Source organism: Neorhizobium puerariae (assembly GCF_042429745.1).
Lineage (GTDB): Bacteria > Pseudomonadota > Alphaproteobacteria > Rhizobiales > Rhizobiaceae > Neorhizobium > Neorhizobium puerariae.
Map to the genome: position 1 here is coordinate 265,556 of NZ_JBHMAA010000015.1, position 22,329 is coordinate 287,884.

The window sequence follows — 22,329 nt, forward strand, 5'->3', positions numbered from 1 at the left end:
GCCTGCTTTCCATGATCTCCTCCTGGGCCTCGATAGGCCCGATCCGCCTCCGGCTCCTCCCGCTGGCGTTGCTATGGGTAGACCCGGGTTGAAAAATGGTCAAGCCAATTTTCGTACAGCCAGGGGCGAAGATGGACGAATTCAACCCGGGATTTGAGGAATATTATTGAAATTCAAGGATATGTTTTGTGCCTTGCCCAGTCGCGTTTCCAAGCTTATGGTAAGGCCAGATCGTCGGGGCAATGAAATTCATGAGCGAATCCATCAAGGCTGCGGAGCCGCGAAGGCTTTACCAGCAGATCGCCGACCAGATCCGGGCGCTGATCCAGAACGGGCAGTTCCCGGTTGGCGCGCGCCTGCCGGCGGAACGGGAACTCGCCCAGCATCTCGGGGTCTCGCGGCCGTCGCTGCGCGAGGCGCTGATCGCCCTGGAAATCGACGGCAGCGTCGAGATCCGCATGGGGTCCGGCATCTACGTGACGTCCGAGCCGGACCGGCGGCAATGGCAGACGGGTTCCATGGGCGAAAGCCCGCTGGAACTGATGCAGGCGCGCGCGGCTGTCGAAGGCGCGGTCATCCTGCTCGCGGCGGCGAGGATCACGCCCGAAGCGCTGAAATCGCTGCGCCAGATCCTCGACCAGATGCGGGCGGAGATCGCGGAAGGGCGCAAGCCGCTCGATCTCGACCGGCTGTTCCATCTGACCATCGCCAGTCAGTCGGGCAATTCGGTGCTGGCCCATATCGTCGGCGACCTGTTCGACGAGCGGCACAGCCCGCTCTCGGCGCAGATCCGGGTGCGCTTCGAGACGCCGGAGACCTGGAGCTTCGCGCTGGCGGAGCACGAGGCGATCCATGCCGCGCTGGAGGCGCGCAATCCGTTGCTTGCCCAGGCGATGATGCATGCGCATCTGGAGGAATCGAAACAGCGCTGGATGAACAACGAGGCGCGGTGAGCGCCGATGCTGGCTCAGGGAGGAGGCAGCCATGAACGAAGCGGTTTCGCCGGTCATCATTCTGAACCCGGTCGACGACGTGGGCGTTGCGCGGCGGCCTCTGCCGGCCGGCGGCCTGGTCGGTTACGGCGACCTGTCCGCGCGCGAGCTTATCGGCCGTGGCCACAAGGTGGCGATCAGGCCGATTCCCGCCGGCCGCGAGGTGAGGAAATACGGGCAGGTGATCGGCGTGGCGTCCCGGGATATCGCCCCCGGCAGCCACGTTCATCTGCACAATCTGGCCATGCTGCCGTCGGAGCACGAACACCAGTTCAGCATCGACATCGAGGAAATGGGCATGCTGCCGGAAGCGGAGCGCCGCACCTTCCTGGGTTACGATCGCGGTCTCGGCGGCGCCGGCACCCGCAACTATATCGGCGTCATTTCCTCGGTGAACTGTTCCGCCACGGTGTCGCGCTACATTGCCGACCATTTCAACCGCATGGGCGGGTTGGATGGATTTCCGGACGTCGATGGCGTGGTGGCCCTGACCCATGGCGGCGGTTGCGCGCTCAATACCGGGTCGGAGGGCTACCGGCTCCTGATCCGCACCATCCAGGGTTATGCGAAGCATCCGAATTTCGGTGGCATCCTGATGATCGGCCTCGGCTGCGAAACGAACCAGATCGCGCCCATCCTCGAACATTACCGCATGGAAGAGGGCGATCGCCTTCGAACGATGACGATCCAGCAGCATGGCGGCACCAGGAAGACCATCGATGCCGCGATCACCATCATCAGGGAGATGCTGCCGGGCGTGAATGCGGCGGTCCGCACGCCTCAGCCGCTTTCCAGGCTGAAGCTTGCGCTCGAATGCGGCGGTTCGGACGGATATTCCGGCATTTCCGCCAACCCGGCGCTGGGCCATGCCTCGGACCTGATCGTCCGCAACGGCGGCACGACGGTGCTTTCCGAAACGCCGGAAATCTACGGCGCCGAACACCTCCTGACCCGCCGCGCGGTGACGCCGGAAGTGGCGCGGAAGCTCCTGCAACGGATCGACTGGTGGCGGGACTACACCGCGAGAAACGGGGACGAACTCAACAACAACCCGTCTCACGGAAACAAGCTGGGCGGTCTGACCACCATTCTGGAAAAGTCGCTGGGCGCGGTTGCCAAGGGCGGCTCGATGCCGCTGAAGGCGGTCTACGAATTTGCCGAAACCGTCACGCAACAGGGTTTCGTCTTCATGGATACGCCGGGTTACGACCCCGTCGCGGTGACCGGCCAGGTGGCGGGCGGGTGCAACGTCATCTGTTTCACCACCGGCCGGGGCTCGGTCTCGGGCTTCAAGCCGGCCCCCTGCATCAAGATCGCCACCAACTCCGAAATGTACGAACACATGAAGGAGGACATGGATTTGAATTGCGGCGGCATCGTCACCGGGGAGGAGACGATCGAGGAGGCGGGAGCGCGAATTTTCGAGGATGTGATCGCGGTGGCCTCGGGCAAGAAAACACTGAGCGAGATCTACGACTACGGCGACAACGAATTCGTGCCGTGGCAGGTCGGAGCGGTGACGTGATCGTTTTCCCTTCTCCCCTCGGGGAGAAGTGACAAGCGGCTCGAACTGCATCCCGTGGGCGGCTGCCTTGCCGGAAAGAAAAGGCAGATTGCCTGTCAATCCGACATACCCGGATACGGAACGAGGCGGCAATCTGCCGCCTCGTGTGTTTTTCCCGTCTATCGCCTTAACGGATGATCATCTGCTGCTGGTTGGCCGGTTTCGGCTGCTGGGCCTTGACCGGCTGCGGGGCCGGCGTTCCGAAGAGCCTGTCGCGTTCTCGCCACAGGGCCGGGATCGACAGAAGCGCGATCGAGACCAGCGCGATCACGGTCTTGGTGAACTGGCTGAGCTCGGGCGTCCGTCCGTCGAAATAATAGACCAGATAGACGATCGCGACGTGCCACACATAGACGTAGAGCGAGTGGCGGCCGAGAAGCTGCAGGTATTTCAGCGAGAAGACCCAGGTCAGCGCGCCTGCGATGCGGCGCACCCACAGGGCCTTGTGCTTCGGCCCGGCGACGATCAGCCAGGTGGCGAGCAGGGCCACCGAGGCAAAGTTCAGCAGGTAGACCGGGCCGAAGTCGGCGCGGATTTCCATCGAGGCAAACTTGCCGATCATGTGCGGCGGCATCAGCTCATGCGCGGTGATCAGGCGCAGCGGCAGGAAGAACAGCACCAGCACCAGCGCTGCCTTCGGGATGAAGGTGTTGTCGGGCGAAAGGATCGTCTTCCAGTCGATCTTGCCGGCCGAGGTCAGCGCGCCGAGCACCAGCGCCGAATAGAAGACGATCTGCCAGCCGAGCAGGTTGAACGACACGCGGACACCCTGGTCGTCCGCACCCATGACAAGGTCGTTGAGGGGTGTGGTGACGATCTGCTGCAGGCCGAGCTGCGCAGCCATCCAGAGAATGACCGAGCCGGCGATGACATAGTGCCATTTGTCTTCAAGAACGAGCTTCACCAGCATCGGCGCGAAGAGCATGTAGACGATGTATTGCGGCAGGATGTCCATGAAGGTCGGCTGGTACAGGAAGGATGCGATCGCCGCCAGACGCAGCGGATCGTCGAAGGTCGTGTAGCCGAGCCAGTTGAACCAGATCGTGTAGGCGCCGGGCAGAATCATCTGCGCCGCCATTACAACCAGCACGATGCCCATCGCATAGCGATAAAGCTCGAAAGCCCTGGTATAAATGGCTGCGCGGCCGGCCGCGTAGCCGTTCTTCAGCATCTTCTTGGCATAGACCATGCCGATCAGGAGGCCGGACAGGAAAACGAAGCCCTGGGCGTCCTCCACGAAGGCGAGCTGGTTGTGGTTTATTTTGACAAGCCAGTAGCCGCCGGCGAAGATCAAGTGGTTGATCAGCATGAAAACGAGGAAGTATCCCCGCATTCCATCAATGATATCAAAGCGTTTCATCGGTCGCGGTCTCCGTCTTTGCCGGTTCCGATGGCTCGCGCCGGTCGGTCCGTAAGGCCTCTCCGGGCCGGGAAGTTACGCGCTTAAACGTCGCGAAAAGCCGGACGGTTCCGTCTGCGAACCAATAAGCACGGTTCTTCTTAGACAGTTTAAGCGGACTGAAGCGTAAACTGTGCGTGATGACTCCAGGATGAACGGAAAGTTGGCCGATATTCAGGCTATTCGGCTGCGACGCGTTTCAGGCCTGCAACCTGCGTGAGGTAGGCGCGCAGGGCGGCAGGCTTGACCGGCTTGTGCTGCACGCCGATCTCGTGCTTCTCCGCCTCGGCCCGCACCTCCGGCGTGCGATCGGCGGTGATGAGCAGCGCCGGAATATCCGCGTGATATGCGGCGCGCAGTTTCAGGATTGCCTCGATGCCGGTTCCGTCGCCGAGGTGATAGTCTGCGATGATGATCTCCGGCGGCGGCTCGCGACGGGCGATGATGGCGTCGAGCGCGGCGACCGAATCCGCCTGGTTCACGGCGCAGCCCCAGCCGGTGATGAGAAGCGCCATGCCTTCGAGAATCCGCGGCTCGTTGTCGATGCAGAGCACCCGGAGCCCGTTGAGCGGCTGCGAGCGCTTGCGGCGTTCCGGTTCGCCGGCCGCGCGGGCCGTCTGCGGCGCCGAAAGGTCCACGGGCACCCGCACCCTGAAGGTCGTGCCGCGGCCGGGCGTCGATGCAAGCTGGACGGGATGGTTCAGAACGCGGGAGATGCGGTCGACGATCGACAGGCCCAGGCCGAGCCCCCCCGCTGTCCTGGCGCCCTCGTCCAGGCGTGCGAATTCCTTGAAGACCGTGCGGAACTTCGAGGGAGGAATGCCGATGCCGGAATCGAGCACCTCGATCACCACCTGGTCGCCCCGCCGGCGCGCGCCGACCAGCACCTTGCCGTCGATCGTGTATTTGATCGCGTTGGAGACGAGGTTCTGCACCAGACGACGCAGCAGGTTGGCGTCCGAGCGTACCCGCAGCGATGTCGGCATGACGACGAATTCGAGGTTCTTCTCGCGCGCCATCGGCGCGTAGTCGGTTTCGATGCGCTTGAAGAGGTCCTCGAGCGGCATGGAGGTGAAGCGCGGCTTCATCGCGCCCGTATCGAGCCGGGAGATGTCGAGCACGGCGCCGAGGATGGCTTCCACCGATTCCAGGGCTGAATCGATGTTGCGCACCAGCGTACCGTTATTGTCGGAAGTCCCCAGCCGCTCGACCAGCGCCGAAGAATAGAGCCTTGCGGCATTGAGGGGCTGGAGGATGTCGTGGCCGGCGGCCGCGAAGAAACGGGTCTTGCCGATATTGGCCTCGTCGGCGGAAGCCCGCGCCTCGACGAGCTCGTGGTTGACGCGCGTCAGTTCGGCGGTGCGTTCGCCGACGCGCTGCTCGAGCGTCTCGTTGGCCTGTTTCAGCGCCTTGTCGGAGGCGACACGCTCGGAAATATCGGTGAAGGTGGCGACGATTCCGCTGTCCGGCATGGCGTTGGAGCGCACTTCGATGATCCGCTCTCCCCCGTTGAGCACGAGCGAGAAAGGTGCGTCGAGCGTCTGGAACTGGCGGATAACCTCCTGCTGGTCGGAGGCGGGGATATCCCCGCGCTCGGAAAGGGTGGCGACGATGTCGGCGAGGGGAAAACCCACCTGGCCCACCTGTTCCGGCAGGTCGAGAAGGTTGCGGAAGCGCCGGTTCCAGATGGTGAGCCGTTCGGAATTGTCGAAGACGGCGATGCCCTGGTCCATCTGCGCCAGCGCCGTCTGCAGCATGTCCTGGTTATATTGCAGCGCCTCGCTCGCCTGGTCGAGCAGCCAGGCGGTGTCCGCGTTGGTATCCTCCGCCTTCTGCAGGATCAGCGACAGCACGAGCCTTGCGGAGGACGAGCCGATCGCGCTGCCGAGCAGCTGTTCGGAAAAATGGATCATCGCCATGTCGGCGGGTTGTTCATCGCTGAATCTCCGTCCCGCGGTCTTCTCGTAATTGGAGAAGGAACGCCGCATGCGTTCCTCGCCGAGGTATCGGGCAATCGTTGCTTTCAGGTCCCCGACGCTGACGCGGGTCTTCCAGCCGCGCGTGGCGAACTGCGAGCGCAGGTGCCGCTTCACGAAAATGCCGGCCTGGATGCGTTCGACCGGTCGCGGATTGCGCGACACCGAGCCCAGCACGAAGGCGAGTGTGTTGAGCGTCAGGCTGAAGATGGTGGCGTTGACCAGCGGATCGGTCTCGGGTCCGGAAAAGATGCCGGTGCCGGGGAAGAGGAAATTCAGGATGGCGGCCGCCACATGGGAATTGTCCGGGCCGCCGAGGCTCGGCACGAAGAGCAGGTACGCCCAGGCGAGGAAGCCGAAGGACATGCCGAGGATCGCGCCCCGCGCATTGGCGCGCCGCCAGACCAGCCCGCCGAAAAGGGCCGGCGCCATCTGCGCGATCGCCGCAAAGGCCAGCAGTCCGATGGAGGCGAGGCCCGACTGGCTGTCCGCCATCCGGTAATAGGCGTAGCCGAGGATCAGCACGGCGAAGATCGCGACGCGCCGGATGTGCAGGAGCGCCCGCGTGAAGTCGGCGCGCTGGCCGGATCGCGCCGCCATCAGCCTCTGCCGGAGGAAGATCGGGATGACGATGTCGTTCGAGATCATGATCGACAGGGCGACGGACTCGACGATCACCATCGCGGTCGCGGCGGAAAAGCCGCCGATGAAGGTGATCAGCGAGACGACCTTGAGCTCGCCGGCGAGCGGCAGCGTCAGCACGTAGAGGTCGGCGTCGCCGATCCCGCCGAAGGTGATGAGCCCCGCCATGGCGGCCGGCAGGACGAAGATGTTGATCGCGATGAGATAGAGCGGCAGAAGCGCGCCCGCCACCTTTCGTTCCTGCGACGTGCGGCTTTCGACCACCGTGACGTGGAACTGCCGGGGCAGCATGATGATCGCGAAGGCGGAAAGCGCGATCAGCACGATCCAGCGGCTGAGCGGCGTCTGGTAGGAGAGCGCCGATTCGACCAGCAGGTTCTGCGATGCCTTGGAGAAGAGATCAGCCGGACCGTCGAACAGGACGAAGAAGACGGTGAAGCCGACCGTTGCGAAGGCCAGCAGCTTGACGACCGATTCCATCGCGACCGCAAGGATCAGTCCGTCCTGATGTTCGGTCGCATCCGTGTGCCGGGTGCCGAACATGACCGCGAAACACGCCATCAGGAACGTGACGATGAGCGCAAGGTCGATGAAATAGAGATTGCCGCTGCCGATGCCGTAATCCGATGGATTGACCATGGCGGCGACCGAGCTCGACACGGCCTTGAGCTGCAGCGCGATATAGGGAATGGCGCCGACCAGCGCGATCACCGCGACGATCATCGCCACGGTGGAGTTCTTGCCGTAGCGGGCGGCGATGAAGTCGGCGACCGAGGTCAGCTTCTCGGCCTTGGCAAGTTCGACGATGCGTTTGAGGACCGGCATGCCGAGGGTGAAGGCGAGGATCGGGCCGATATAGATGCCGGTGAATTCCAGGCCTTTCTGAGAGGCAAGCCCCACGCCCCCGAAATAGGTCCAGGAGGTGCAGTAGATCGCCAGGCTGAGCGCGTAGACGATCGGCCGGCCGTTTTTCGGAACGCCGAAGAGACGGCTTCGCCGGTCGCCGTAGCTCGCCACCGCAAACAGCAGCAGGATATAGGCGAAAGCCGAAACGAAAATCACCCAGCCTGGAAGCATGGCTCCTCTCCGCAAATGGTGCGGTCCCTGAACATTAAGGGAAAAGCAGGCGCTTGGAAATCAGTCCCGGCATCGGCAAAAAGTCCAATAGACACTCATGTTTAAGTCACTGGACGTTTGCATCTTTTCAGGGTTGGCGAACGCGCTATGCTGGGCATCGATCCAACCTGAGAACCGGGGGTATAACCATGTCAGTCATCAGCGAATTCCGCTCCTTCATCGCCAAGGGCAATGTCATCGATCTTGCCGTCGGTATCATCATCGGTGGCGCCTTCACCGGCATCGTCAACTCGCTGGTGAACGATATCGTCATGCCGATCGTGGGCGCCGTCACGGGCGGCGGTTTCGATTTTTCCAATTATTTCCTGCCGCTGTCGAGCGCCGTGACCGCTCCGACGCTCGCCCAGGCCCGCGAACAGGGCGCCGTCTTCGCCTACGGCAGCTTCATTACGGTGATGATCAACTTCGTGATCCTCGCCTGGATCATCTTCCTGATGGTGAAGGCCGTGAACAGGCTGCGCACGATGGAAGAGAACAAGCCGGCCGAGGCCGCGCCCGCTCCGCCCCCGGCCGACGTGCAGCTCCTGACGGAGATTCGCGACATCCTGAAGACAAAGTGATCTTTTGATCACATCTTCGGAATTCATCATCCAAATCGATTGCCGGCTCACGGATTATCATGGGATTTTCTGGCCTCCCTGAGTTAGACAAGGGGAAACAGGTCAAGGAAGTCCCATGTCGATCGTTACCAGCCTCAGCCCTCGCGCCGTCTCCGCGCCGGAAAGCGGCATTGTCGAGATCATCAATCATGCCCGCGGCCGGGAGGGGCTGATCCCGCTCTGGGCCGGCGAGGGGGATCTGCCAAGCCCGGACTTCATCAACAGGGCCGCCACCGACGCGCTGATGGCCGGCGAGACCTTCTACACCTGGCAGCGGGGCATTCCCGAGCTTCGCCAGGCGCTGTCGGATTATTACGCCCGGCACTTTTCGGTGACGCTGCCGCTCGAGCATTTCTATGTGACGGGCTCCGGCATGCATGCGATCATGCTCGCGGTGCAGGCCGTCGCCTCGCCGGGCGACGAGTTGATCTATCTTTCTCCGACATGGCCGAATATCATCTCGGCGATCGATATTTCCGGTGCGCGCTCCGTCGGCCTGCCGCTGGATTTCGTCGGCGGCCGCTGGTCGCTCGACCTTGCCAGGCTGGAAGCGAAGATCACGCCGAAGACGAAGGGGCTGTTCATCAACACGCCCGCCAATCCGACCGGCTGGACTGCGACGCCCGATGACCTGAAGGCCATCCTGGCGCTCGCCCGCAGGCACGGCATCTGGATCATCGCCGACGAGATCTACGCCCGCTACTATTATGGCGATGCGGCGAGGGCGCCGTCCTTCCTGGATATCATGGAAGAGGGCGACCGGATCGTCTTCGCCAATTCCTTCTCCAAGAACTGGTCGATGACCGGCTGGCGCGTCGGCTGGCTGGTGGCTCCGCCGGAAATGGGCCAGGTCATCGAGAACCTGGTGCAATATTCCAATTCCGGGGTGGCGCAGTTCCTGCAGCGGGGCGCGGTCGTGGCGCTGAACGAGGGCGACGGCTTCGTCCAGGCGAATATCGACCGCGCGACCAGGGCGCGCGATATCCTCTGCGACGCCCTGATCGCGACCAACCGGGTCGAGACCCTGAAGCCGGATGGCGCGCTCTATGCCTTCGTGAAGGTGGACGGCATTGCCGACAGCCGGCTTGCGGCGCTCGATATCGTCGACAAGATCGGCGTGGCGCTGGCGCCGGGCTCCGCTTTCGGGGCCGGCGGGGAATTGTTCCTGCGGGCCTGCTTCCTGCGCGATTCCCGGCAGATCGAGGAGGCGGCTGCCCGCCTCTCCGATTACATCAAGCGTCTTTGAACCGGTTCGGGACAGGATCGATAAAATTCGAACCAATCGGTCAAGGGTCGGTTTTCCCTGATCCGAGATAAACCCGGCGAAGGGGTCGCCGGGTAAGCATTGCTGAAGATCGGCCGTGATTTCCTCCTGCCAACGACAAAGGGCAGGGAAGAAGATCGACATGGCGGTTCTGGTCACGGGCGGTGCAGGCTACATCGGCAGCCATATGGCCTGGGCATTGCTCGACGCGGGCGAGGAAGTGGTCGTCCTCGATCGGCTTTCGACCGGCTTTCGCTGGGCGGTGCCGTCCGAGGCGCGGTTCTATCTCGGCGATGTCGGCGATCGTGCCATCCTGAGGCAGATCTTCGCCGAAAACGATATCGACGCCATCCTGCATTTCGCGGGATCGATCGTCGTGCCGCAGTCGGTCGCTCATCCGCTGGATTATTACGAGAACAATACCGGCAACACGCGCCTGCTTGCGGCGGCGGCCGTCGAGGCCGGCATCCGGCATTTCGTCTTCTCGTCCACCGCGGCCGTCTATGGCGACCAGAAGGACGACACGCCGGTGCTGGAGAGCGCTCCCCTGCATCCGAAGAATCCCTACGGCCAGTCCAAGCTGATGTCGGAGATGATGCTCCGCGACGCGGCCGCCGCACACGATTTCCGTTTTGTGGCGCTTCGCTATTTCAACGTCGCCGGCGCAGATCCTTCAGGCCGGACCGGTCTGTCGACCGAAGGTGCGACACATCTCATCAAGATCGCCTGCGAAGCCGAACTCGGCAAGCGTCGTGGCGTCGATATCTACGGAACCGACTATCCGACCCCGGACGGAACCGGCATCCGGGACTATATCCACGTCTCCGATCTCGTGGATGCCCATCTGAACGCGCTGAGCTACCTTCGCCGCGGCGGCGAACCGCTGATCGCCAATTGCGGCTACGGCCGGGGTTATTCGGTTCTGGAAGTGCTGGAAGCCGTGATGCGCGTCGGTGGGCGTAAGTTCGAGATCAGCTATGGGCCCCGCCGGCCGGGTGACGCGGCGAGTGTGGTTGCCAATTCGACCCTGGCCCGCCGGCTGCTCGACTGGAAGCCCCGCCACGACAATCTCGATCTCATTGTTGAAACCGCCATGGCCTGGGAAAGGAACCTCGCGGCCCGCAAGGCGCAGGATCTCAGATCGCTGCAGCACAGGCTCGCCGCAGTCAGGTTCTAATGATCGGAAAAGGCCGGCGTCGTCCGGTCTTTTTTGCGAATCTGCCGTTCGGTCGCATGGCGTTCTTCAGGATTTGGCGATAAATGGGAGCATCCTGCTGCCGGTATCCCATGCGACGCTTTCTTTTTTCCGCTCTTCTTGCGCTTCTGCCCCTCGCTGCCGGCGCAGAAGGCCCATTGCCTGTCCAATCGACGGTCGCGCAGTCTCCCGGACTGGTCGAGCCGCATCTGCATGTCGCGCGCTCGGGCAACATGAATCGCCCGAGGGTGGCTTTGACCTTCGATGCCTGCATGGGGCAGGCGGATGAGCGCATCCTGTCCACCCTGGTCCGGGAAAGGATTCCGGCGACCATCTTCGTGACGGCCCGCTGGCTCCGGAAGAATCCGCAGGCGACCGCCGTTTTTCTGCAAAACCTGGATATCTTCGACATCGAGAACCACGGCCAGAACCATGTGCCGGCGGTTGACGCTCCAACCCTGATCTACGGCATTGCCACGGCCGGGTCACCGGAAGCGGTGCGCCGGGAGGTGGCGGGCGGGGCGGATGCCATGCTGGCTGCTGGGTTTGCCGCTCCACGGTGGTTCCGCGGCTCGACCGCCAAATACGATCCCTCCGCGATACGCCAGATTCGCGATATGGGATACCGGATCGCCGGTTATTCCGTGAATGGCGATGACGGGTCCCTGCTCGGCGCCGCCGCTGCGGAAAGGCGCATCGCTGCCGCGAAGGACGGCGATGTCGTGATCGCGCACATCAACCAGCCGACGCATGCGGCGGGCGAGGGCGTGGCCCGCGCCCTGGTCGCGCTCAAGCGCAAGGGTGTGGAATTCGTCCGGCTTTCGGATGTGGACGGGATAGGGGACGACGGCACGACGCAGTGACCGGCCGGCTGCGGATCGACGTGGCGCCGGAACGCGGCGTTGAAAAGGAAGAGCCCTTCGCGGGCTCTCCCTGCTGGATCAGCGGACGATCTGGACGACCGTGCGGGTCTGCGGATCGACGATGACCCGCTGCTGGTTCACGATGGCATAGGTATATTGCGGAGCCTCCGGAACCGGCGTCAGCATGACCGACGGAGGGATGGGCTGGCCGATGGCGATCCGCTCGTGGATGACGACCGGATCTGCCGGGATCGGTGCCTGTTCGACATAGCTGACAACCCTCTGCGGCGGCGGATCGATGGCGGTGCCGGCAATGGCGCCGACCACGCCGCCGACGGCGGCTCCGACCGGACCGCCGACGATCGCGCCGGTGACGGCGCCGCCGGCCGCACCGTTGACGGTGCCCTGCTGAGCGGATGCGACGGGGGCCAGAACGCCCAGCATCGCGGCGGAAAGAATGAGGATCTTGCTGTTCATGTTCTTTCTCCTTCGGGAGTGACGGGAGGCCGGCAACGGTTTGCCGGTTTCTCACGGGTCGAGAGGATCTGTTGCGTGATGGATTTCGGCCGCCTCGACCTTCGGCACTCTCACAACGCCCAGGCTCAACGACGCCTTGGGGCGGCGCGTTCCCGTATTCGGGCTTCAGTCGGGCAGGAGGCCCGACTTCAGGCCCACCGCCGTTTGGGCCTTTGGTCCGAGCGTGGCGAGCAAAGGTCCAGGGGGGCTGAAATCATGGAACTCCGGACGTAGGATGCAATTGATCCTGAAGCATTTTTGACGGGCTTCCGTCATGGGTGGCGGCATTTGATCCCGCGCGGTCAGGACCTGTCTTTCCGTCGCCGCCAATGGAAATGCCGTGGCCGGACCGAGCTGCGGAAGCCGGATTCCTGCGCGATCATCGGCCCCTTTCAGCGCAGAACCTGCCCGCCGGTTGCCATGGCGGCCGGCGGGCCTTTTGGCCGGGGAACGGAACCATCCGGGAGATGTCCAGTTTCCCTGTAGACGGAGGATGCGGCGGCCACGGGAGCCGGCGCCGGGAGCCAGACATGTCTACATCTGGAATGTTCGTTCTGAGAGCTGCGCTCGCCCTGGTTCTCGCAACCGCGATGCCTTTCAAGCTGGCTGTCGATGCGGACGGCAGGCTCCATCTGTCCTCGTCGTCGGCTGTCGCCCAGAGCAGCAAGGGCGGCGGCGGCCGCAGCGGAAGTAACAGCGGAAGTGGTCGCGATAGCGGAAATAGCGGCGCCGGCAATAGCGGAAATGGAACCGGCGCCGGTCCCGGCAGCAGCGGAAGCGGCGGCAACAGCGGTAACGGTGCCGGCAGCAGCGAGAAATCCGCAGCGGATGATGCCGGCGGAACCGGTGCGGGTGCGGGGAGCAAGGGCACCGCGGCTGCGAGTTCAAGCCCGGCCGGGCCGGAGAGCGGTGACAAGGCGCAAGGCAGCTCCGCTCCCACCACGACGGTCGGCGCGGATGCCGGCAAGCCGTCTCCTGGCGAAGCCGTCTCCCCTGCACAGACCGGTCCGGGCAACCCGTCTTCCCCTGATCAGCCCGCCGCCGCAACCGATCCGGATGTCGAGGTCGACGTCCGCGGAAGTTCGATCACCGTGCGCCACGGCAACGGTGCGACGGAGAAAATCTCCCAGGGGCGATACGAGATGCGCGACTCGCGCTCGCGCACCATCGTCAATCGGAAGGCCACGCCTTCCGACAATTCGAGATTACGTTCGTTCGACCGTTGACCTCTGGTCGGCAGCGTCGCGAAGCGCGAGCGCGGCTTCCGTCCGGTTGGAGACTTTCAGCTTGGAGAAGATGCGGGTCATGTGGTGCTTGACCGTTTTTTCGTGAAGGTCGAGTTCCCGTGCCACGCGTTTGTTGCTGAGGCCCGATGCGACGAGGCTCAGGACCTCCTGTTCGCGGTCGGTGAGTTCGGCCATCGGATCGGGCTTTTCCGCAGTCTCGGAAGGTGCCGAAAGGCCCGCGATCAGCCGGGCCGAGAGAGCCGGCGATACGTAGCTCTCCCCGGCCGCGACGGTCCGCACCACGTCGGCAAGTCCCCGCGATCCTATGCCCTTGAGGACATAACCCTTGGCGCCGAGCCTGAGCGCGTTGGCGATGTCGTCGCTCGCTTCCGAAACGGTCAGCATGACGATCTTGAGATCCGGGCAATATTCCAGCGTTTCGCCTATCGCTTCGAGGCCGTTTCCGGGCATGGAGATGTCCATCAGCATCACATCGGGGCACAGGTCCCGGACGATGCGTATCGCATCGTCCCGCGACCCGCCTTCGCCGACCATTTCGAAATCCTCGATCTCGCCGAAGCTGCGCGTGACGCCCTCCCGGAACAAGGGGTGATCATCCACGACGGCGATCTTGATTGTTGTCATCATGCCTGCTCCATTTCCTGCACGTTCAGGGACATCCTGACCGTGGTTCCGTTTGGGGATGTGAAGATGCCGAAGGTGCCGCCAAGGCTTTCGATCCGCTCCCTGAGCCCCGCAAGCCCAAGCCCTTCCGGACGCACGGAATCCGGATCGAAGCCCGGCCCGCGGTCGGCGACCTCGATGACGACATTGCCGTTTTCGAACGTCTGCCTGACGCCCTGGGCGATGCCGCCGCCATGCCGGAAACCGTTGTTGAGGGCCTCCTGGACGAACCGGTAGATGCAGATCTTCGCGGAGGGCGAGAGCGGCTGGACGCTGTTGGACATCGACAGGACGACATCGAGCCCCGCGCGCTGGCGATGGGCGTCGACCGCACGCCTCAGGACGTCCGGAAGTTCGGCAGTCTCGATCTGCGGCAGGACGAGACCGCTGCAAATGCTGCGGATCTCATTCATGGCCTCGTCGAGCCTGGCCTTGATCGTGGAGACCTCCTTTTCCCGCGCGGTGGGCGGCGTGGCGGGGTCGGTCAGCAGCCTGCTGTCCACGCGCAGCGCGGCATAGGCCACAAGTTGCGCCGGGCCGTCGTGCAGGTCGGCCCCCAGCCGGCGCAGATAGCTTTCGTTGAGCGCGGTGGCGCGCCGCGAGGCGCGCTGGGCCCGCGCGTGGAGCGCCCTGTTCTGCGACAGCAGGTCGGAGAGTTCGGTGACGCGCTGGGTCAGCGTTTGCCGCTGGCTGTCGATGATCCGGCTGCCGCGGAAGACGATCGCCGACAGGAGCAGGAAGAAGGCAAGCGTGACGCCGGCAACCGCAAGCCAGCTTCTGAACTGCGCCTGATGGAGGCTCTGCTGGAAATCGTCCGCGATCTCGTAGAATTCCGAAACCGCGACCACCTCTCCGGACCAGGGCTGAAGAATGGGATTATAGATTTCGAGGAGCGGCTTGTCCGCCGCCTTCTCGATCTCGCTTTCGGGATCGTCGGGAGGCCCGAACCGCGCCACCATCTGGCCCGAAAATGCCGTCCTGAGATCCTCGTCCGGCGCCAGGCGCTTGCCGACCATGCCCTTGTCGGTGGCGTAGAGAACGGTCCCGTCCAGCCGCCAGAGCCGGAAGGAGATGACCTTGCCGCCGAGCGCGCCCTGGCCGAAGGTTTCGTCGAGCGCCCGGGTCGTGACGTCGTCCAGCGTCCTGCTGGTCTTCATGTCGGGAAGCAGCGGCGCAATGATGCTGTCGACGTAGAGCGCCGTCGACGCGGCGGAATTGCGGGTGACGGTGGCTTCGATGAGCCTTGTCACATAGGCGCCCACCAGCAGCGCGGCCGCAAGCGACACCAGCCCGCCGGCGATCAGGAACTGCCGGGCAAGCGATTGATTGTTCCAGCGATCGAAGATTCCGCCAAGCCGCATGAAATGGTCGTTCCGGAAGGCCCGCAGAATACGAGCCGAATGCCCGGGAACGCATGAAGGGGCAACTCGTTGCATCGCAACAGGAGAATATTTCCCCTCGTGGCATCAATGAGGCAACAGGCGAAGAGGAGCCGGACTGGCGACCTCTAAAGGCGCATCATCGAGGAAAAGATGGTGCTGCTAGAGAGATTTGAACTCTCGGCCTCTCCCTTACCAAGGGAGTGCTCTACCCCTGAGCTATAGCAGCGTTCGGTCGGCGCGGGGTTGCCGCGTCGTCGGCGAGGGGCCTATTGCCATAGCTTCACCGGGAGCGCAAGCTGCAAATTCCAAGTTCTTTCGCCGGTATCGGGGAAAACAGCGCTTTCCCTTTCGCCGGAACGGTTTTTTGGTTATGGAAAACCATGGAAGGTGATGAGGAATTGCACGATTCGCGCCCTGGAGACACGGGCGAAACCCGTGGCGACCGTGCGCGAAAGGCAGCGGCGGCACGCGAAGCGGAGCGCAAGGCGCGCGCCGCGGCGAAGCTTCGCGAAAATCTGATGCGTCGCAAATCGCAGGCGCGTGCCCGCCGGGCCGGCGAGGCTGATTCGACGGATGGATTGCCTGCCGCAAAAACGGACGAATCATCCTGATCTATTTTTCGCGGACAGGCTATCTGGATAACCCAAGGAAGCGGCGGCGGATTTCGTCGAAGGACTGAACATTCGCGCCAGCAAGGAAAAGTGAGAACTTATGGATCGCATTAGAATTTCAGGCGGCAATGAGCTGAGGGGCAGCATTCCGATTTCCGGGGCGAAGAACGCGGCTCTCCCGCTGATGATCGCGTCCCTCCTGACGAGCGATACGCTGACGCTCGAAAACGTGCCGCACCTCGCCGACGTCGAGCTCCTGATGCGTATCCTCGGCAATCACGGCGTCGATATCGCCGTCAACGGCCGCCGGGAGCGCCAGGAGGACGGTTATTCCCGGACCATCCATTTCACCTGCCGCACCATCGTCGACACGACGGCCCCCTACGAACTGGTCTCCAAGATGCGCGCCAGCTTCTGGGTCATCGGTCCGCTCGTCGCCCGCGAAGGCAAGGCCCGCGTCTCGCTGCCGGGCGGCTGCGCCATCGGCACGCGGCCTGTCGACCTCTTCCTCGAAGCGCTGCAGGCGCTCGGGGCCGAGATCGAGATCGACGGCGGCTACGTCAATGTCACGGCGCCCAAGGGCGGCCTTGTCGGCGCCCGTTATGTCTTCCCGAAGGTTTCGGTGGGCGCGACCCATGTGATGATGATGGCGGCGACGCTCGCCAAGGGCACGACGGTGATCGAGAACGCCGCCCGCGAGCCCGAGATCGTCGATCTGGCGAAATGCCTCAACGCCATGGGCGCCAGGATTTCCGGCGCCGGCACCAGGACCATAACCGTCGAGGGCGTGACGTCGCTTTCGGGCGCGCGTCATCGCGTCCTGCCGGACCGTATCGAGACCGGCACCTACGCCATGGCCGTCGCCATGACCGGCGGCGACGTGATTCTCGAAGGCACCAATGCCGAACTCCTCGAAAACGCGCTGGATACGCTGCGTATGGCCGGCGCCAACATCACCGAGACCGAAACAGGCCTGCGCGTCGTCCGCAACGGCAACGGCATTCAGCCCGTCGACGTCATGACGGAACCCTTTCCGGGCTTCCCGACCGATCTGCAGGCGCAGTTCATGGCGCTGATGACCCGTTCCTCGGGCATTTCCAACATCACCGAGACGATCTTTGAAAACCGTTTCATGCATGTGCAGGAACTTGCCCGCCTCGGCGCGAAGATTTCGCTGTCCGGCCAGACGGCCCGTGTCGAAGGCGTTCCGCGCTTGAAGGGTGCGCCGGTCATGGCGACCGACCTGCGCGCTTCGGTGTCGCTCGTCATCGCCGGCCTCGCGGCCGAAGGCGAGACCACCGTCAACCGCATCTATCATCTCGACCGCGGTTTCGAGCGGCTTGAGGAGAAGCTCACCCGCTGCGGCGCCGTGGTCGAACGCGTCAGCGGCTGACCGACAGACGGATCAGAATTTTTGATGAAGGACGGCCAGGGCGCTCCCTTGCCGTCCTTTTTTGCATTCCTATGTGAGAAGCATCCCGCTTTCTTCCCCGCCTCATTTTCCTGGTCCGGCTTCTTGTGGAGATTTCCCATGGCTGAAGTTTCGTTTTCCGTATGGTTCATAACAGGCTGCTCGACCGGCTTTGGCCGGGAACTCGCCAAACTTACCCTCGATCGTGGCTGGCCGACCGTGGTGACGGCCCGCGACAAGAGCCGCGTCGCCGATCTCACCGATGGCAGGGACAATGCGCTGGCGCTCGACCTGGACGTGACCGACATGGACCAGACCGGCAAGGCCGTCAGGGCGGCCGAGGAAAAGTTCGGCCGCATCGACGTGCTGGTGAACAATGCCGGCTACGGTTATCAGGCGGCGATCGAGGAAGGCGAGGAGGATGAGATCCGCGCCATGTTCGACGCCAATGTCTTCGGTCTTTTCGCCATGACCCGCGCCGTGCTGCCGGGCATGCGTTCGCGCCGCAAGGGCCATATCATCAACATCACGTCGCTGGCCGGGTTCATGGGGCTTCCGGGCTCCGGATATTACGCGGCCACCAAACACGCCGTCGAAGGTTTTTCCGATGCGCTGAGCCTTGAAGCGGGGCCGCTCGGCATCAAGGTCACCTGCGTCGAGCCAGGCCCCTTCCGCACCGACTGGGCCGGCCGCTCCCTGAAGCAGACCCCGGGCAGGATCGCCGACTATGCCGAAACAGCCGGCGCACGCATGGCCGCCACGTCCGGATACAGCGGCAGGCAGCCGGGCGATCCGGTGCGGGCAGGCGAGGCGATGATTGCCGCGACGGAAGCGGAAGAGGCGCCCCGCCATCTCGTCCTGGGAGCCTTCGCCTATCAGAACGTCACGAAGAAGCTGAAGGAACGGCTGGCGCAGATAGAACTTTGGGAGGAAATCAGCCTCTCCGCCGATTTTCCGAGCTGAGCCGAGAGTTGCTTCTTCAGCTTTTGCATCCTATCTCCAGACGACGAATATCTGCGTCAAGAACGCACCTCCGGATGGATAGTTGAAAGTGATGACCGAGCTGAAGCTGCTTGCCCTCGACAAGGATGATCTAGGCGTCATTTCTGCCCATATGCAGGATGCCGTGTTCAAGGTGGGCGATGTCCGCTGGTCGCCGTCGGAAAGGAACTTTTCCCTCTCCGCCAACCGTTTCGTGTGGGAAAAGGCCGGCGGGAAACGCAAGGGCTTCGAGCGGCACCGGTCCGCCCTGGTCCTGAAACGGGTCGAGGCCGTGCGCTCGACCGGAATCGACCGCGCCAGGAAGGACGACGTGCTCTCGCTACTTGCGATCACCTTCCTGCAAAAGGGCGATGGCCCGGAGGGGACCGTGGAACTGGTACTTTCCGGCGCCGCCACGATTGCGCTGGATGTCGAATGCATTGAAGTTGCTCTTGCGGATATCGGCGGCGCGTGGGAAACGGCATCGAGGCCCCGCCATCCCTGACCGGGACCGATATCGTCATCTGAGGTCCCGACCCCGGGAGGCAGGACCCTGAGCTGGAAGGAATATCCGCTTGGCAATCTGGCTGGAGCAGGCATCGCAGGATTTCGAGGCGAAGTTTTCCGCTTTTCTCTCGACCAAGCGTGAGGTTTCGGAAGATGTGAACGCCGTGGTGCGCGCCATCATCGATGACGTGCGCGCCCGGGGCGATGCCGCGCTGATCGACTATTCCTCCCGTTTCGACGGCGTAGATCTCACCAGGACCGGCATTCGCGTGAGCGAGGCGGATATCGAGGCGGCTGTCGCGGAGACCGATCCCAAGGTCCTCGACGCATTGAAGCTTGCCGCCCAGCGCATCGAGAAGCATCACGCCCGGCAGATGCCAAAGGACGATATCTACGAGGACGCGATCGGCGTCGGCCTCGGTTCCCGCTGGACGGCGATCGAGGCGGTCGGCCTCTACGTGCCGGGTGGCACGGCGAGCTATCCGAGCTCCGTCCTGATGAACGCCGTGCCGGCCAGGGTCGCCGGCGTGCCGCGTCTCGTCATGGTCGTGCCGGCAAGCGGCGGCCGGATCAATCCGGCGGTACTGGCCGCGGCGCATATTGCGGGCGTGACCGAAATCTACCGGGTGGGCGGCGCCCAGGCGGTGGCCGCGCTCGCCTACGGCACCGAGACGATCGCGCCCGTCGCCAAGATCGTCGGCCCCGGCAATGCGTATGTGGCGGCGGCAAAACGGCAGGTCTTCGGCACGGTCGGCATCGATATGATCGCCGGTCCCTCGGAGGTTCTCGTGATCGCCGACAAGGAGAACGATCCCAACTGGCTGGCGGCCGACCTGCTCGCCCAGGCCGAGCACGATGCAGGCGCCCAGTCCATTCTCGTCACGGACGATGCCGGACTTGGCAAGGCGGTGGAAGCCGCCGTCGAACGCCAGTTGAAAACGCTCTCGCGGTCGGAAACCGCCGCGGCGAGCTGGCGGGATTTCGGCGCGGTCGTTCTGGTGAAGGACCTCAGGGCGGCGTTGCCGCTCGCAAACCGCATCGCCGCCGAGCACCTGGAACTCGCCGTCGCCGACCCCGATGCGCTGATGCCGGGCATCCGCAATGCCGGCGCCATCTTCATCGGCCGCCACACGCCGGAAGTGATCGGTGATTATGTCGGCGGCTCGAACCACGTGTTGCCGACGGCGCGTTCCGCACGCTTTTCATCGGGCCTTTCGGTGCTCGATTTCGTCAAGCGGACCTCGATCCTGCGCCTCGGCCCGGATCAGCTCCGTCAGCTTGCGCCGGCCGCGATCACGCTTGCGCATTCCGAAGGGCTCGATGCCCATGCCCGTTCCGTCGCGATCCGTTTGAACGCCAGCCCGCTCAACGATGAGGACTGACGGATGGGACGAGGGGACTTCCGGCTCTCGGATGTCGTTCTGGACGACTCGATCGGACGCTCGACGCCCGACGTGGAGCATGAGCGGGCGGTCGCCATTTTCGATCTCGTGGAGGAGAATTCCTTCGAGCCGGTCGGTCACGCCGGAGGCCCGTACAGGCTCAGGCTCTCGCTGGTCGATTCCAAGCTGGTGCTCGGCATCACCACGGACAGGGGAGAGGACGTCGCCACCCATATCCTTTCGCTGACGCCCTTCCGCCGGATCATCAAGGATTACTTCATGATCTGCGAAAGCTATTACGAGGCTATCCGTTCATCCACGCCGAGCCGCATCGAAGCGATCGACATGGGCCGCCGCGGTATCCACAACGAAGGCTCGCAGACATTGATGGACCGGCTGAAGGGCAAGATACAGGTCGATTTCGATACGGCGCGGCGCCTTTTTACCCTTGTCTGCGTACTCTATTGGCGCGGCTGAACATGGAGAGCGCCTCCCCGCCCGAGACACGAAGGAAACGGCCGGGCGCCATCCTTTTCCTGTGCGGCTGGAATGCCATTCGCTCGCCGATGGCCGAAGCCATTGCAAAACGGCTTCTCCCGCCCGATATCTATATCCAGTCGGCGGGTGTGCGCTCCGGCGAACGTGATCCTTTCGTGGATGTGGTCCTGGAAGAGGTCGGCCTGTCGATCGGCCGGCACCAGCCGCGAACGCTGGAGGAGCTCGAGGACGATTTCTTCGACCTGATCGTCACGCTGACGCCCGAGGCTCATCATACCGCGCTGGAACTCACCCGTGCCAACGCGATCGATGTTGTCTACTGGCCGACGCTGGACCCGACCGCGGCGACCGGTACGCGAGATCAGATGCTGGATGCCTATCGCGACGTGCGCGACCATTTGTGGCGCCTGATCGAGGAGCGGCTTTCACGCATCAGCAGGCATCCGGCGGAGACGGCCTGAAAGACATTGAGAATCGCTTTCGAGCGAGGTTCACAAAGCAGACATGATTGTGTAGTTTCCGCGCACATTTCCGGGCGGGCGAAAACGGCTTCTCCCGCCTTTGATCAAAACACAGGAAGAAAACCCATAGATGGCTAAAGAAGAAGTCCTTGAATTTCCGGGCGTCGTGACCGAGCTCCTGCCCAACGCGACGTTCCGCGTGAAGCTTGAAAACGAACACGAGATCATTGCCCATACTGCCGGCCGCATGCGCAAGAATCGCATCCGTGTCCTTGCCGGCGACAAGGTGCTCGTCGAAATGACGCCCTACGACCTGACCAAGGGCCGCATCACCTACCGCTTCAAGTAATTGTTCTCCTTTCGCGGCAGGGTCCCCATGGCGCTGGAACAAAAGCTGATATTGGCCTCCGGTTCTCCGCGCCGTCTCGACCTTCTCAATCAGGCCGGCATCAAGCCTTCGCGGCTGATGCCCATGGATATCGACGAGACGCCGAAGAAATCCGAGCATCCGCGTTCGCTTGCGCGCAGATTGTCTACGGAGAAGGCCGAGGCGGCCCATGCGGCCGTGAACGGTGACCCGGGCTGGCGGCACAGCTACATCCTCTCCGCCGATACCGTGGTGGCGGTCGGTCGCCGTATTCTTGAAAAAACCGAATATACGGAAGAGGCCGCCTCCGCCCTGCACCTGCTCTCGGGCCGGGGGCACTGGGTCTATACCGGCATCTGCCTGGTGACCCCGGGAGGCCAGTTCCGCCAGAAGGTCGTGCAGACCAAGGTTCGCTTCAAGCGGCTTTCCACGCGCGAGATCGAGAACTATATCGCGTCGGGCGAGTGGCGCGGCAAGGCGGGCGCCTACGCGATCCAGGGCATTGCCGGCTCCTTCGTGCAGAAACTCGTCGGTTCCTACACGAATGTCGTCGGCCTGCCGCTTTACGAAGTGGCGGCGCTGCTGACGGGCGAGGGATACGACGTGGCGGCGGCATGGCCGGAAGCCTGAAAGCCTACGGACATGTGCTTTTGACCACGGGTCTCCGCCGGT

General features: G+C 63.4%; 21 protein-coding genes and 1 tRNA gene. 16 read left to right on the forward strand and 6 right to left on the reverse strand.

Going from position 1 to position 22,329, the window contains the following annotated elements; translation table 11 throughout:
- Nucleotides 1-251: 251 nt before the first annotated feature.
- Nucleotides 252-953, forward strand: coding sequence for a FadR/GntR family transcriptional regulator (locus ACFFP0_RS14580; RefSeq protein ID WP_377261919.1), 702 nt, complete (start codon nt 252-254; stop codon nt 951-953).
- A 31-nt stretch (nt 954-984) separates the two neighbouring features.
- Entirely contained in the window at nt 985-2,517 is a 1,533-nt protein-coding gene (locus ACFFP0_RS14585) for a D-arabinonate dehydratase (protein ID WP_377261922.1), read from the forward strand.
- A gap of 166 nt (nt 2,518-2,683) precedes the next feature.
- Here ACFFP0_RS14585 and ACFFP0_RS14590 read toward each other — a convergent pair whose 3' ends face one another.
- On the reverse strand, nt 2,684-3,916 hold the full coding sequence (locus tag ACFFP0_RS14590) for an OpgC family protein (protein ID WP_377261924.1): 1,233 nt from the start codon (nt 3,914-3,916) through the stop codon (nt 2,684-2,686).
- A 218-nt stretch (nt 3,917-4,134) separates the two neighbouring features.
- On the reverse strand, nt 4,135-7,650 hold the full coding sequence (locus tag ACFFP0_RS14595) for a PAS domain-containing hybrid sensor histidine kinase/response regulator (RefSeq protein ID WP_377261927.1): 3,516 nt from the start codon (nt 7,648-7,650) through the stop codon (nt 4,135-4,137).
- Between the two features lie 188 nt (nt 7,651-7,838).
- Between ACFFP0_RS14595 and mscL the strand changes: the two genes are divergently transcribed.
- The 4 genes from mscL to ACFFP0_RS14615 all read left to right on the forward strand — a co-directional run bounded on the left by mscL (nt 7,839) and on the right by ACFFP0_RS14615 (nt 11,631).
- A complete protein-coding gene (gene mscL, locus ACFFP0_RS14600; protein WP_377261929.1) occupies nt 7,839-8,270 on the forward strand; it encodes a large conductance mechanosensitive channel protein MscL in 432 nt (143 codons plus the stop codon).
- A gap of 115 nt (nt 8,271-8,385) precedes the next feature.
- On the forward strand, nt 8,386-9,555 hold the full coding sequence (locus ACFFP0_RS14605) for a pyridoxal phosphate-dependent aminotransferase (RefSeq protein WP_377261931.1): 1,170 nt from the start codon (nt 8,386-8,388) through the stop codon (nt 9,553-9,555).
- Between the two features lie 160 nt (nt 9,556-9,715).
- A complete protein-coding gene (galE, locus tag ACFFP0_RS14610; protein WP_377261933.1) occupies nt 9,716-10,750 on the forward strand; it encodes a UDP-glucose 4-epimerase GalE in 1,035 nt (344 codons plus the stop codon).
- 110 nt (nt 10,751-10,860) lie between these two features.
- Nucleotides 10,861-11,631 carry a polysaccharide deacetylase family protein gene (locus ACFFP0_RS14615; RefSeq protein ID WP_377261936.1) on the forward strand — a complete coding sequence of 257 codons (771 nt, stop codon included), beginning with the start codon at nt 10,861-10,863 and terminating at the stop codon, nt 11,629-11,631.
- Between the two features lie 78 nt (nt 11,632-11,709).
- Here ACFFP0_RS14615 and ACFFP0_RS14620 read toward each other — a convergent pair whose 3' ends face one another.
- Entirely contained in the window at nt 11,710-12,108 is a 399-nt protein-coding gene (locus ACFFP0_RS14620) for a DUF1236 domain-containing protein (protein ID WP_377261938.1), read from the reverse strand.
- A 569-nt stretch (nt 12,109-12,677) separates the two neighbouring features.
- Between ACFFP0_RS14620 and ACFFP0_RS14625 the strand changes: the two genes are divergently transcribed.
- Nucleotides 12,678-13,373 carry a hypothetical protein gene (locus ACFFP0_RS14625; RefSeq protein WP_377261940.1) on the forward strand — a complete coding sequence of 232 codons (696 nt, stop codon included), beginning with the start codon at nt 12,678-12,680 and terminating at the stop codon, nt 13,371-13,373.
- Here the strand turns inward: ACFFP0_RS14625 and ACFFP0_RS14630 are convergent.
- From ACFFP0_RS14630 to ACFFP0_RS14640, 3 genes are all read right to left on the reverse strand, one after another.
- Nucleotides 13,353-14,021, reverse strand: a complete 669-nt coding sequence (locus ACFFP0_RS14630; RefSeq protein ID WP_377261942.1) for a LuxR C-terminal-related transcriptional regulator — start codon at nt 14,019-14,021, stop codon at nt 13,353-13,355. The genes ACFFP0_RS14625 and ACFFP0_RS14630 overlap by 21 nt on opposite strands.
- On the reverse strand, nt 14,018-15,418 hold the full coding sequence (locus tag ACFFP0_RS14635) for a sensor histidine kinase (RefSeq protein WP_377261944.1): 1,401 nt from the start codon (nt 15,416-15,418) through the stop codon (nt 14,018-14,020). Before ACFFP0_RS14635 ends, ACFFP0_RS14630 begins: the two co-directional genes overlap by 4 nt.
- A 172-nt stretch (nt 15,419-15,590) precedes the next feature.
- A tRNA-Thr gene (locus ACFFP0_RS14640) sits at nt 15,591-15,665 on the reverse strand.
- Nucleotides 15,666-15,819: 154 nt separating this feature from the next.
- Here ACFFP0_RS14640 and ACFFP0_RS14645 point away from each other — a divergent pair.
- From ACFFP0_RS14645 to ACFFP0_RS14685, 9 genes are all read left to right on the forward strand, one after another.
- Nucleotides 15,820-16,050 (forward strand): hypothetical protein, encoded by a 231-nt coding sequence (locus ACFFP0_RS14645; RefSeq protein WP_377261947.1) that lies wholly within the window; start codon nt 15,820-15,822, stop codon nt 16,048-16,050.
- A 100-nt stretch (nt 16,051-16,150) separates the two neighbouring features.
- Entirely contained in the window at nt 16,151-17,443 is a 1,293-nt protein-coding gene (gene murA, locus ACFFP0_RS14650; protein WP_377261949.1) for a UDP-N-acetylglucosamine 1-carboxyvinyltransferase, read from the forward strand.
- Between the two features lie 138 nt (nt 17,444-17,581).
- On the forward strand, nt 17,582-18,424 hold the full coding sequence (locus ACFFP0_RS14655) for an oxidoreductase (RefSeq protein ID WP_377261951.1): 843 nt from the start codon (nt 17,582-17,584) through the stop codon (nt 18,422-18,424).
- 91 nt (nt 18,425-18,515) lie between these two features.
- Nucleotides 18,516-18,947: a DUF2948 family protein gene (locus ACFFP0_RS14660; protein WP_377262342.1), complete on the forward strand. Its 432-nt coding sequence runs from the start codon at nt 18,516-18,518 to the stop codon at nt 18,945-18,947.
- A 70-nt stretch (nt 18,948-19,017) separates the two neighbouring features.
- Nucleotides 19,018-20,331, forward strand: a complete 1,314-nt coding sequence (gene hisD / locus ACFFP0_RS14665; protein WP_377261954.1) for a histidinol dehydrogenase — start codon at nt 19,018-19,020, stop codon at nt 20,329-20,331.
- Nucleotides 20,332-20,334: 3 nt separating this feature from the next.
- Nucleotides 20,335-20,808, forward strand: coding sequence for a UPF0262 family protein (locus ACFFP0_RS14670; RefSeq protein ID WP_377261956.1), 474 nt, complete (start codon nt 20,335-20,337; stop codon nt 20,806-20,808).
- 2 nt (nt 20,809-20,810) lie between these two features.
- Nucleotides 20,811-21,290 carry an arsenate-mycothiol transferase ArsC gene (locus ACFFP0_RS14675; RefSeq protein ID WP_377261958.1) on the forward strand — a complete coding sequence of 160 codons (480 nt, stop codon included), beginning with the start codon at nt 20,811-20,813 and terminating at the stop codon, nt 21,288-21,290.
- 130 nt (nt 21,291-21,420) lie between these two features.
- Nucleotides 21,421-21,639, forward strand: a complete 219-nt coding sequence (gene infA / locus ACFFP0_RS14680) for a translation initiation factor IF-1 (RefSeq protein WP_004435948.1) — start codon at nt 21,421-21,423, stop codon at nt 21,637-21,639.
- Nucleotides 21,640-21,666: 27 nt separating this feature from the next.
- On the forward strand, nt 21,667-22,287 hold the full coding sequence (locus tag ACFFP0_RS14685; protein WP_377261961.1) for a Maf-like protein: 621 nt from the start codon (nt 21,667-21,669) through the stop codon (nt 22,285-22,287).
- Nucleotides 22,288-22,329 lie beyond the last annotated feature (42 nt).

What these genes read in the sequence shown, in the direction of transcription:
- ACFFP0_RS14580 (WP_377261919.1), top strand. Translation starts at nt 252, where the DNA reads ATGAGCGAATCCATCAAGGCTGCGGAGCCGCGAAGGCTTTACCAGCAG.
- ACFFP0_RS14585 (WP_377261922.1), top strand. Translation starts at nt 985, where the DNA reads ATGAACGAAGCGGTTTCGCCGGTCATCATTCTGAACCCGGTCGACGAC.
- ACFFP0_RS14590 (WP_377261924.1), bottom strand. Translation starts at nt 3,916, where the DNA reads ATGAAACGCTTTGATATCATTGATGGAATGCGGGGATACTTCCTCGTT.
- ACFFP0_RS14595 (WP_377261927.1), bottom strand. Translation starts at nt 7,650, where the DNA reads ATGCTTCCAGGCTGGGTGATTTTCGTTTCGGCTTTCGCCTATATCCTG.
- mscL (WP_377261929.1), top strand. Translation starts at nt 7,839, where the DNA reads ATGTCAGTCATCAGCGAATTCCGCTCCTTCATCGCCAAGGGCAATGTC.
- ACFFP0_RS14605 (WP_377261931.1), top strand. Translation starts at nt 8,386, where the DNA reads ATGTCGATCGTTACCAGCCTCAGCCCTCGCGCCGTCTCCGCGCCGGAA.
- galE (WP_377261933.1), top strand. Translation starts at nt 9,716, where the DNA reads ATGGCGGTTCTGGTCACGGGCGGTGCAGGCTACATCGGCAGCCATATG.
- ACFFP0_RS14615 (WP_377261936.1), top strand. Translation starts at nt 10,861, where the DNA reads ATGCGACGCTTTCTTTTTTCCGCTCTTCTTGCGCTTCTGCCCCTCGCT.
- ACFFP0_RS14620 (WP_377261938.1), bottom strand. Translation starts at nt 12,108, where the DNA reads ATGAACAGCAAGATCCTCATTCTTTCCGCCGCGATGCTGGGCGTTCTG.
- ACFFP0_RS14625 (WP_377261940.1), top strand. Translation starts at nt 12,678, where the DNA reads ATGTCTACATCTGGAATGTTCGTTCTGAGAGCTGCGCTCGCCCTGGTT.
- ACFFP0_RS14630 (WP_377261942.1), bottom strand. Translation starts at nt 14,021, where the DNA reads ATGATGACAACAATCAAGATCGCCGTCGTGGATGATCACCCCTTGTTC.
- ACFFP0_RS14635 (WP_377261944.1), bottom strand. Translation starts at nt 15,418, where the DNA reads ATGCGGCTTGGCGGAATCTTCGATCGCTGGAACAATCAATCGCTTGCC.
- ACFFP0_RS14645 (WP_377261947.1), top strand. Translation starts at nt 15,820, where the DNA reads ATGGAAGGTGATGAGGAATTGCACGATTCGCGCCCTGGAGACACGGGC.
- murA (WP_377261949.1), top strand. Translation starts at nt 16,151, where the DNA reads ATGGATCGCATTAGAATTTCAGGCGGCAATGAGCTGAGGGGCAGCATT.
- ACFFP0_RS14655 (WP_377261951.1), top strand. Translation starts at nt 17,582, where the DNA reads ATGGCTGAAGTTTCGTTTTCCGTATGGTTCATAACAGGCTGCTCGACC.
- ACFFP0_RS14660 (WP_377262342.1), top strand. Translation starts at nt 18,516, where the DNA reads ATGACCGAGCTGAAGCTGCTTGCCCTCGACAAGGATGATCTAGGCGTC.
- ACFFP0_RS14670 (WP_377261956.1), top strand. Translation starts at nt 20,335, where the DNA reads ATGGGACGAGGGGACTTCCGGCTCTCGGATGTCGTTCTGGACGACTCG.
- ACFFP0_RS14675 (WP_377261958.1), top strand. Translation starts at nt 20,811, where the DNA reads ATGGAGAGCGCCTCCCCGCCCGAGACACGAAGGAAACGGCCGGGCGCC.
- infA (WP_004435948.1), top strand. Translation starts at nt 21,421, where the DNA reads ATGGCTAAAGAAGAAGTCCTTGAATTTCCGGGCGTCGTGACCGAGCTC.
- ACFFP0_RS14685 (WP_377261961.1), top strand. Translation starts at nt 21,667, where the DNA reads ATGGCGCTGGAACAAAAGCTGATATTGGCCTCCGGTTCTCCGCGCCGT.